General features: G+C 37.1%; 4 protein-coding genes. 1 reads left to right on the top strand and 3 read right to left on the bottom strand.

Going from position 1 to position 6,690, the window contains the following annotated elements:
* Nucleotides 1-54: 54 nt before the first annotated feature.
* The 3 genes from ubiB to ubiE are packed head-to-tail and all read right to left on the bottom strand — an operon-like array spanning nt 55 to nt 3,185.
* Nucleotides 55-1,626, bottom strand: coding sequence for a ubiquinone biosynthesis regulatory protein kinase UbiB (gene ubiB, locus KO502_RS11005; RefSeq protein WP_216022626.1), 1,572 nt, complete (start codon nt 1,624-1,626; stop codon nt 55-57).
* Nucleotides 1,627-1,644: 18 nt separating this feature from the next.
* The gene (locus KO502_RS11010; protein WP_216022627.1) at nt 1,645-2,343 is read right to left on the bottom strand and encodes an SCP2 sterol-binding domain-containing protein; all 699 of its coding nucleotides are present in this window, start codon (nt 2,341-2,343) and stop codon (nt 1,645-1,647) included.
* A 2-nt stretch (nt 2,344-2,345) separates the two neighbouring features.
* Nucleotides 2,346-3,185: a bifunctional demethylmenaquinone methyltransferase/2-methoxy-6-polyprenyl-1,4-benzoquinol methylase UbiE gene (ubiE, locus tag KO502_RS11015; RefSeq protein ID WP_252730726.1), complete on the bottom strand. Its 840-nt coding sequence runs from the start codon at nt 3,183-3,185 to the stop codon at nt 2,346-2,348.
* A gap of 623 nt (nt 3,186-3,808) precedes the next feature.
* On the opposite strand from ubiE, the gene KO502_RS11020 reads away from it, so the two are divergent.
* A complete protein-coding gene (locus tag KO502_RS11020; RefSeq protein WP_216022628.1) occupies nt 3,809-6,637 on the top strand; it encodes a lamin tail domain-containing protein in 2,829 nt (942 codons plus the stop codon).
* Nucleotides 6,638-6,690 lie beyond the last annotated feature (53 nt).

The following is a 6,690-nucleotide window of genomic DNA, read 5'->3' on the forward strand; positions in this document are numbered from 1 at the left end:
TACATAGTAATAAAACGATTAGTCAATTGCCCTAAGGTAGTTAACTTAAGATATTTAACTTAAAATAATAGCGCCAGCTATAATAATAGCGGCAATGATAATACTATAAACAATACGTGTATTTTGTTTATTCTGCTCAAACAACATGGTTTGTATTAACTGTGTTTGTTGTTGCTGGTTTTCACGATGATTTTTTAAATAGTCATAAACTAAATCGGGCATTTCAGGCAGTTTTTCATTCCAAAAAGGTAAGTTAGCTTTAATTTTACTGAACACCGCTTTAACACCCATTTGTTCTTTTACCCAGTTTTCTAAGAAGGGTTTAGCAGTTTGCCATAAATCTAATTGTGGATATAACTGACGACCTAAACCTTCGATATACAATAAGGTTTTTTGTAATAGTACTAGCTGCGGCTGTACTTCCATATTAAAGCGGCGTGCAGTATTAAATAAATTTACCAATACTTGTCCAAAAGAGATTTCTGATAATGGTTTATTAAATATAGGCTCACAGACGGTACGAATGGCAAATTCAAATTCATCAACACTGGTATTTACCGGTACCCAACCTGAATCAACATGCAATTGTGCAACTTTACGATAATCACGATTAAAAAAGGCGACAAAATTTTCAGCTAAGTAGCGTTTATCTTCTTGATTTAACGTACCGACAATACCGCAATCAATAGCAATCCAGGTTGGATCGTCAGGGCTGTCTGCATTAACAAAAACATTGCCTGGATGCATATCCGCATGAAAAAAACTATCGCGAAATACTTGCGTAAAAAAGACTTCAACACCGCGTTCAGCTAGTAATTTCATATTAACGCTAAGTTCATTTAGTGTTTCTATTTCACCTACACCAATACCGTAAATGCGCTCCATCACTAAAACATTTTTAAAGCTATATTCACTATGAATTTGCGGTACATAAAGTGCTTTATCAAACTCACTACCTTGCTCAAAGTTACGCTTTAATTGAATAGCATTGGCGGCTTCTCGGTTTAAGTCGAGTTCATCTAAAATGGTTTTACGGTATTCTGCTACCACCTCTTTTGGTCGTAAACGTTTACCGTCTGGCAACCAACGTGCAACAATTCCAGCAAATAAAGACATGACTTTAATATCAGCCAAAATAGTTTTACTGATATTAGGTCTTAATACTTTAATAACGATATTTTGTTCAATTTTATCGCTACCGTGAATTAAAGTCGCGGTGTGAACTTGTGCAATAGAGGCAGAAGCTAATGGCGTGTTATCAAAATCTTTAAAATGCTCAGCAAAAACGTCTTCACCCATTACTTTAATAATTATGGCTTTGGCTTCTTCGCCAGCAAAAGGACTTACTTGATCTTGTAATAAGGCGAGTTCATCAGCTAGCTCTGGTGGTAATAAATCGCGTCTTGTAGATAGCATTTGACCAAATTTAATAAATACTGGTCCTAACGATTCAATAGCTAACCGAAATCGTTGCTCTGGTGTTTTATCTTTATGTTTATTACGCAGCCAAAATAAACTAGTTCTACCTAATTTTGCATACCAAGGTAATAAGTGTGCAGGTACCATTTTGTCTAAACCAAAATTTAAAAAGGTTTTAACTATTTGATAAAGACGTTGGCTACTCACGGCATTATTTCCTATGCGTTAGTTGGTGGAATGAGTTGGGGAGATGGCATTATGTAAAGCAATAAGTTTATCAACTCGACTAGACAAGTTATCAACTTGCTCTGCAATATCTTGGCTTTGTTGATTAAAAGCACTTATTTGGCTATTAGTAACAATTAATCTTTTTTCATGCACAATATACTCACTAATATCAGCTTCAAGTTGCTTGGTTTTAGCGGCAATATTTTTGCTAACTTTATTACCAAGTTGCAATAATTTATGTGTTGGCACATCGCCCAAATGCTTAGCTAACTCTGACTGCCAATCTATTTCAAGAGACTGAGCAATAGCTGCAAACTGTTGCGCAACTTTAATGTCACCTATTACGTCTAACTCACCTCGCTTTATAAGATCAGTAAGTGACTGCTCAGCTTTTATTTTTGTCAGTGTTTGTAAACTAGTTTGAATAACGCAGTCACTATCATCTGCTTGAGCTCTAACAATAACCTCTGTTTTTTTGGTGCTGTTTTGCACAGTAAAACATAACGAAAAAGGTAACTCGGTGAGCGTAAGTATTAAGGTTTTTTGGGATAAGGTAGCAAATGATATTGGCTTATTATTTAAGCGTAAGGCTTTATTAATAATTAACTCAATCGTCGCCGTCGCTAGTTGCGGCAATAAAAAATAACCACTGATTTTATCGCTTAGTTGTGTTGCTTTCCCATCAGCCATAGACATGATTAAAACTTATACCCTTTATGTAAAGCAACAACACCACCCGTTAAGTTTTTATAGCTAGTTTGTTCAAAGCCAGCATTTTCCATCATATCTTTTAACGTTTTTTGATCTGGGTGCATACGAATTGATTCTGCTAAATATTGATAACTGTCGCCATCTTTAGCTACTAATTCACCCATTTTCGGAAGGATATTAAACGAATAAAAATCATACGCTTTGTTTAATAGTTCATGCTCAGGTTTTGAAAACTCTAATACGAGTAAACGACCACCGGGTTTTAATACCGAGTAAATAGAGCGTAATGCTTTGTCTTTGTCAGTAACGTTACGCAAACCAAAAGCAATAGTAACAATATCAAAGGTGTTTTCTTCAAAAGGTAAGTATTCAGCGTTCGCCTGTACGTATTCAATATTTTGTACTAAGCCTTTGTCACGTAATTTGTCACGACCTACATTTAGCATTGAGCTGTTAATATCAGCTAAAACCACTTGCCCTTCTCTACCTACAAGCTTTGAAAACTTAGCAGTTAAATCACCTGTACCGCCGGCTAAATCTAATACTTTATTGCCCGGACGTACGCCACTGGCATCAATAGTAAAACGTTTCCATAAACGGTGAATGCCAAATGACATTAAGTCATTCATCACATCATATTGCTTTGCCACTGAATGAAAAACACCGGCAACCATAGAAATTTTATCGTCTTTTTCTATCGTTTTATAGCCAAAGTGTGTCGTACTATTTTCTGCAGAAGGAGTATCAACCGAGCTATTAATTTCAGCTGCAACAGCTTTATTGATTGATGAGTCATTTTCTTGAGCATTTTGGTCGGTAGCTGACATGATATTTTCACTTAAAACAAGATTAAAACGATAATTGCCGATAGTTTACTGTATGCGTGCTCAATCAACAAATATCCTGTTTAATTTTTATTGTTCTAATTCTATAATTTATCATTTAATTATGGTTTAAAAACCGATAATACTACAGCACCGTGGTGACTCGTTATACCCTAAAGAGTATCAATCTTCCTATTTCCTTAGGATGAAATACCAAGAAAGTATTACTATTATGTAATAAAAGCACATTTTTAGGATAAAAGTACAATTTTAGCTTGCGCACATAGAGTAGATACTCTATAATTTATTTTGTTCCTTGTGTGAACACTTGTTGTAATTATTGTATATTCTAGCTTACCTCATAGCTAATAACCGATAGCCCTGCTATCGGTTTTTTTTTGGCTAAAATTAATGTAATCAAATCAGTCGTTGAACAAAAAAATCTACTCGCGTTAAATGCTGCAATTGATGCTTAAAATACAATTTTCCGCTTATTTTTTTACTCTACCTAAAGATAATTAATAGTCGTGCATTAAATCTGTCATGAATACGTCACCCAGTTGACATAATTAAGAGCTATAAAATACCCGTTTTTTTTATTCTGAATTTAAACTAATAGGTAATTTATGCTCGACATAACACGTAATAATTTAATATTAAGCATGCTCGTTTTATCACTTTCTGCATGTGACAGCGAAGATCTCAATTCTCCAGAAGACATAATAGATGATATCGTAACGGAAACTCCCGAGACAACAAATCCTGGCTCAGTGGTGAATTTAGTGGCGAGTATTTCAACCGCTTCTAGCGATAATCATATTGATTTATCAAACTATAAAGAAGTCGGTATTTACAACTTACCTATTCCAGACTCTACAAGCAGTAACTTATTAGCCGAAGAAGCTTCAGCTGTCACTTACAATAAAGATACCGACACACTTTTCGTCTTAGGTGATGGTAGCTCTGCCATTGTGCAAGTATCTAAAACAGGTGAATTAATTGACTCAATGAGCCTAGCGTTAGACGCTTCAAAACCTCAAGGTACTGACTTTTACGACACTGAAGGTATTGCATATATTGGTAATGGCGAATTTGCACTAGCTGAAGAGCGCTACCGCCAAGTAAGTTTATTTACTTACCAAGCCGATACGACCCTTGGTTTTGCAGAAGTAAAATCTGTTAAGTTAGGTACAACCATTGGTAATGTTGGGCTAGAAGGCATTAGTTATGATACTAGTACCGCCGCTTTTATCGGCGTTCAAGAAACAGATCCTGTTGGCGTATTCTTAACAGAAATTGATTTTGATAACGGCACAGCAACCAATGGTAGTGCAACTACTGAAAACCCTACTAACTTATTTGATCCTGCCAAAACGGGTATGTCTGCGATTAATGATGTTGCAGCGCTTGCTAATGTATTACCAAGTACCGCACCAGATTATGAGCAATTATTAATTGTTAGCGCGTCTGAAGGCAAAGTAATCAAAATTGATCGCGAAGGTAAAATTCAAAGTACTTTAGAGATAGGTACAGAACAAAAACATGAAGGTATCACTATTGGTACTGATAGAAGTATTTATATTGTTAATGAAGTAGGTGGTGGTAAAGACCAATCGCAATTGTATGTTTACCAACCAAGCTGTGAGTCACCTGATGCGGGTAACAACATTTGTTTAACTTTTGAAGAAAATGTACTCGCAGGCTCTGGTAATATTATTATTGATAATGCCCAAGGTGATAAACGCACTCTCAGTGTAACTGATGCTGCTGTTTCAATTGTTGAAAAGGTTGTAACTATTAACCTTATTGATTTGGTTGAGGCTTCAACTTATACCATAACTTACGATGAAGGCGCATTAAAACAAGGTGAAGATAACATAGCTGCTGCAACAACAGACGCTTTACAATTTAATTCGTCAGGTACACTGGACAACCAAGGCCCAACCTTAGTTAGTACAACACCTGAAGATGACAGCACAAATTTTTCAAATAGCTCAATCACCTTAACGTTTGACGAAGCTATTATTCCTGGTATCGGCAACATTGTGATTTCGGATACAAACGGTACACAAATCACCATAGATATAACGGATGCTGGACAGGTTAATATTGCTGGTAAAAACGTAGTTATCACGCCAAGTACAATATTATCACTAGGCGCAAGCTACAACCTACAATTTGCTGAAGGTGTGATTACCGATTTAGCAGGCAATGCTTATGCAGGTATTACCGACAATACTAGCTTAAATTTCGACACAGCAACACCTTCAAAAGCTACATTATTAATTACTGAAGTAAACTCTAAAGCTGATGGCGGAGATTTCTTCGAACTTTATAACTTTGGCGACTCAAGCATTGACTTAACTGATTGGTATTACGTTGATTCAAGTGAAGATGCGACAACATCTACCTTCCCAGCAGGCACAATTATCGCCCCAGGCGAAACCTTAATTGCTTTACTTGGCGTTGATGATGATATTGAATTTAAATCAGTGTGGAGCACAGATGCAAGCCTTGCCATTGTTACCTTCCCTGATGGTGAAAAGTTAGGTAAAGGTGATGCTGTTTTACTATACGACAACATGGGCGCACTTGCTGGCTCATTCAACTACACTTTAGAAGCGCTTGGTGCTGTTGAAATGTCAGTACGCAGTGATGCTGGTATTTTTGAAGCAGAAACAAATCATGCGGGTAGAACTTTTGGTGACTCAACTACTGCTGATGGTGTCTCTGCGGTATGGGATGGTATATCTACCACTAACCCTGCATACAAAGCCGCAACCGCTGAAGACCTTGGCGCTGTTACGCAAATTGATGGTGAAAGTATTGCAACACCTGGTTATGTTCCTGAAGCACCAGCTACGCAAAGTGTTGAAATTTTAATTAGTGAAATTAATTCTAAATCAAATGGTGGCGATTTCTTTGAAATTTATAACTTTGGTAGCACCGCTGTAGACGTATCGGGTTGGACTTACGATGATAACTCAGCAACAATCGTTGACGGGACATCATTCTCTGCAGATACCATTATTGCAGCAGGTGCACGACTTGTAGTAAATGTTGGCGAAGATACCGATGCATTTAAAGCACTTTGGAATATTGCCGACGCGACAAACTATGTGTTATTAGCTAATGGCTCAGGTTTAGGTAAAGGTGATGCCGTTGTATTATTTGATGCCGAAGGTCAATTTGTTACTGGTTTAAACTACGGCACAGAAGCAATTGATGTTGATGTTACCCCTGCAGTACAACTTACTCCAGCTAAAAACACTGCGGGTAGTATCCCAACAGAATCAGCACACCCTGGTACGGCTTTCGGTGCAGGTACTGATGCAACATCTGCAGTTTGGGATGGTGTTTCTACAACAGATGTTCGTTACACCATCGCTGTTGAAGGCGTAGCTGGTGCAACACTTTCTGATGATAATGAAACGATTGCTTCTCCTGCGCAGTAAAAAACGTTAAGCCCTAATTGGGTAAAGCAAACTCATCGAGTAGGGTGAGGCTT

The organism is Colwellia sp. E2M01 (genome assembly GCF_018860585.1).
Taxonomy (GTDB): domain Bacteria; phylum Pseudomonadota; class Gammaproteobacteria; order Enterobacterales; family Alteromonadaceae; genus Colwellia.

What these genes read in the sequence shown, in the direction of transcription:
- KO502_RS11020 (WP_216022628.1), top strand. Translation starts at nt 3,809, where the DNA reads ATGCTCGACATAACACGTAATAATTTAATATTAAGCATGCTCGTTTTA.
- KO502_RS11010 (WP_216022627.1), bottom strand. Translation starts at nt 2,343, where the DNA reads ATGTCTATGGCTGATGGGAAAGCAACACAACTAAGCGATAAAATCAGT.
- ubiE (WP_252730726.1), bottom strand. Translation starts at nt 3,185, where the DNA reads ATGTCAGCTACCGACCAAAATGCTCAAGAAAATGACTCATCAATCAAT.